Source organism: Coleofasciculus sp. (genome assembly GCF_046539235.1).
Classification (GTDB): domain Bacteria; phylum Cyanobacteriota; class Cyanobacteriia; order Cyanobacteriales; family Coleofasciculaceae; genus Coleofasciculus.
Genome location: NZ_JBKHHI010000518.1, coordinates 1 through 4,068, shown reverse-complemented (window position 1 = coordinate 4,068; position 4,068 = coordinate 1). Strand labels below are relative to the sequence as shown.

Here is a 4,068-nt window from a genome sequence, read left to right as displayed (position 1 = left end):
AAAATCGGCACAGGCAACCCAAAGGTAATTGAGGCACTCATACAACTGCTAGATAAAACTCAGGATGAATCCACCCGCAGGCGAGCTGCTGAAAGCTTCGAGAAAATCGACCCAGGCAACCCAAAGGTAATTGAGGCACTCATCGAACTGCTACAGACAACTCAGGATGAATCCACCCGCAGGCGAGCTGCTTACAGCCTAGAGGAAATTGGCACAGGCAACCCAAAGGTAATTGAGGCACTCATCGAACTGCTACAGACAACTCAGGATGAGTTCACCCGCAGGCGAGCCGCTGAAAGCCTAGAGAAAATCGATTCAGGCAACCCAAAAGTAATTGAGGCACTCATCGAACTGCTAGATAGGACTCAGGATGAGTTCACCCGCAGGCGAACTGCTGAAAGCCTAGAGAAAATCGGCACAGGCAACCCAAAAGTAATTGAGGCACTCATACAACTGTTAGGTACCACCCGGAACGTACCCGCTCGCCAAAAAGCCGCCGCCATCCTGGAAAAAATCGGTATTGGCAATCCAAAAGCTATTGCAGGACTCAGAAACTTGCAGCACCATCGCAATCCTTACACCCGTTTGCTAGTCACCGAACTCCTACCGAAAATCACGACTCTTACACAATCACAAACTCAACAAATTGAGGATGACTTACTCCTATTTCTACAAGAAACGCGAGTTAAAGACACTGTTGATCGCTATTTTTCGACTAATAACCCCAAAAAGGCAAAATTTTGTTACCATCGCATCATTGCCTGCTTAGATAAACTGCAAGAAGGTCGAGATATTATCACCCGGCGTTCTTTACTAAACTCCTACTTAGACATCTATCAACAGATTGTTAATTTCTCAATTAAAATAGGTGACTTAAACCGGGCATTCTTCTATACAGAACTTTTTCGGAATCGATATCTAGTCGAGCGAATCGCCCAACAATTTGCCCCCTTGCCGAATACGGTTACACCAGAGCTATCGGCACAAATCAATCAGGCAAAAGTAACTGAAAAGAAACAATTACAGGACTACACGAACGGAATTAATCAGAACTTAGACGAGCAGCAACTTAAACAACTAGAATTTCGCTGGCAAGACGCCAAAAAAGCCTTAGAAACCCTCTATGAGCAAGTCGCTGTTATCGAACCTGAGTTTATTGCCAAGACAAAAGTATCCCCTCTATCCTTCCGACAAATTCAGTCTGTACTCCCATCCGATACAGCCATTCTGGAATTCTTCTTCACCGCCAACAAACTCCTAACATTATTAATTCTACCTGGAGCTAAATCTCCTGAATCTATTCCTGTCAAACTTAACCCCAAGTCCATCGCCGCACTCGCTCAAGCTTGGGTATCCGGCATTACGACGAAAACACCATCAAAGGAAAAAGAAGACATTAACGCAACCATCCAAACCCTCTCTGAGCAAATCAATCAAATTTCCGATTCCCTCAACTTGTCAACCTTACTCCCCCACATTCCCGCTCAGATTCAGAACTTAATCATTGTCCCTCATAAATACTTACACCTTTTCCCCCTTCATGCCTTGTGGTTAAATGACCACCAGCGACTCATTGACCGCTTTGCCGTCAGTTATTTTCCCAACCTCCAAACCTGGAAAATATGCCAAAACCGCCAACGTTCTCGTCATTCCTTAATGGGCATAGAAAATCCCACCCAAGACAAAGATTTAATCTTTGCCAAAGCGGAAATGGCAAGTATCCGCCAACGCCAACAATTTATTCACCGGAAAATTTTTCCCGGCAAACAAGCCTCAAAAGCTGAAATTTTACACTCGGCTACTGATACCCATTGCTTCCATTTCTCTGGTCATGCCGAATACAATTTCCAGAATCCCCTCGACTCCTATCTGATGTTATCGGAAAACAGCGAGGAGAATCTCACCCTCAATACCATTTTCGCCGACTTGCATATCCCCCAAGCCGATTTAGTCACCCTTTCCGCCTGCTGCACAGGTGTTGTGGACGCCTTTCAACCCCTGGAAGAATATTTAGGACTTCCCACTGGCTTTTTACTAGCAGGTGCAAAAGCCGTTATCGGTAGTCAGTGGAAAGTTAACTCTATCGCCACCGCCTTTATTTTTGATGAGTTCTATCGCCAACTCGAACAAACCGGGAATAAAGCCATCGCCCTGAAAAATGCCCAGAACTGGCTGCGTCGCTGCACGGCTGATGAATTGCGAGAACGAGCAAGCACCTGGGATTTGAGTAAACTAGAACCAAAAGAGAAATTCCGTCTACAGCGAACACTCAAGCGTTTAAGCGGGACTCCCTTTGAAAATCCCTATTACTGGGCAGCATTTATCCTAACGGGATGTTAAACCATGAGTAGCAGCGATAGTGTCATTACAGATAGTGATATTTTTATTTGTGAAGCATTCAAGCAAATTTTGACTCAGCCTCTGGTTGAACTGGAAAAGACACTGGGTAGTCAAATGCCCTATGATATTCATCTCTACTTACGACAACTACCTTCTGACGACTACCAGAACCCAGCAGTCATGGCAAGTCATATCACCGACTTTTGCCAGCAACCGGGAAACGAGGCACTCAATGAATGGCTAGGAGACATCTATGATTGTCTCGATGCAAATGGTATCGATAAACTCGTCAAAAAAACAGGAGACCCCGGTGAAGAAGCGGATGCACCCACTGAACCCAATAGAATACTGATAAACGAAGGGCGTGATATCTGTCAATATCTGCAAAACTGGGCAACTCAACAGTTAAATCAAACCAATCAGCGCAATAATCCCCCGGTTCAGGGTCAAGGTAAACCAGGAAATCAAAATGCTGCCAACTGACATCCGATACTGGACAATTAGACATCACAGTTACCCCAACCTAACCCACCTGTGCGGGGTTAAACCATCTGAATTAGGACTTACGCAGCCACACTTTATGTATTGGTTACGGTGCGTTACGCTACGCTATGTCTTGGTTACGGTGCGTTACGCTACGCTAACACACCCTACAGATAGAGCTTTTTCGTAAGTCCTATGAATTATTCATAAATTGTATCAGCAGGCTCCATTTATATAATCCCAGACTTTGAGTCTGAGGGCAACAAGTTTAACCATGAATCCCACCCAAACCAATACCACAATTAAACTTTTATCCCCCACGCTGCACCTTTATCATTACGTGCTGCGAAATAGCCTCAACGAACGCCCAGAAACCACAGACAAGCGGCGGCAATTCTTCCAAGAAAACCTACAAAACCTCTCCACCCACCTCACCAGCAGCACCAATAAACGGGCATCAGATTTCGTTCAACTCATCCCCATTGAACAAGAATTAGCCCCCTCTGGAAACGTCCTTGATTTCACCACTGTTCCGCCAGAATGCCAAAAACCCAACAATGACCGACTGTATTTAGAGACAGGAATTATTCACAGTCGCCTAGTCGCACGTCGCCTCAATGACACCTACCTGCTGCGCTTCACCAGCTACGTTCCCTCAATTCACCAAGAACAAGCCCTACCCATCTTTGCGAATCTAGGTGAACATATTGCCAACTTACCTCTGGAACTCGGACAAACCGTCATCCTGGGCGGAATTTTACCCAATTCCTACTATTCCCCTAGCGATATTCCCAAAATCGCCGCCAATTGTCTCAGTCACTACTATGGCACACAAATTAACCCAAACAATCTGAGAGTTGAGGAATTTTTAAACAGCCCATTTTGTATTCACGCAAAACCCGTTACTATCCAAAAATTTAATAACTATGCTATCGAATCCATCCATCTAAGCTGTGTTTTCCTCTATCAAGACCCAATCATTGAGCAGCAAGCCGATAAAGTGTATCGCATCTTCCAAGATATGCTACTCAGTTATCATAAAATTCACTTCTTCCATTCTCAAAGCATTATCTTAAAAAAGATCCTCGGTCAACAGTACGAAGCTATCGAACGACTCACCGAGGATTACAATCAACAAAAATGGGATAGTCAATCTCTGAAAAAGCTACCGCAATACTCTCTGGACTATTATAAAAAACTCTCCTTCCTGCAAGACCAATCCAAAACCGTTGGCGTCAACTTAAA

The 4,068-nt window shown here is 44.6% G+C and carries 3 protein-coding genes; all 3 read left to right on the top strand.

Features of this window, described 5'->3' with window-relative positions; all coding sequences use genetic code 11:
- Nucleotides 1-2,340 (top strand): CHAT domain-containing protein (locus tag ACLFWI_RS27835; RefSeq protein WP_446415629.1); only part of this gene is annotated, 2,340 nt, incomplete at its 5' end.
- A 3-nt stretch (nucleotides 2,341-2,343) separates the two neighbouring features.
- Entirely contained in the window at nucleotides 2,344-2,823 is a 480-nt protein-coding gene (locus tag ACLFWI_RS27830) for a hypothetical protein (RefSeq protein WP_446415628.1), read from the top strand.
- A gap of 274 nt (nucleotides 2,824-3,097) precedes the next feature.
- A partial coding sequence (locus ACLFWI_RS27825; protein ID WP_446415627.1) for a hypothetical protein occupies nucleotides 3,098-4,068 on the top strand: 971 nt, incomplete at its 3' end.

What these genes read in the sequence shown, in the direction of transcription:
- ACLFWI_RS27830 (WP_446415628.1), top strand. Translation starts at nt 2,344, where the DNA reads ATGAGTAGCAGCGATAGTGTCATTACAGATAGTGATATTTTTATTTGT.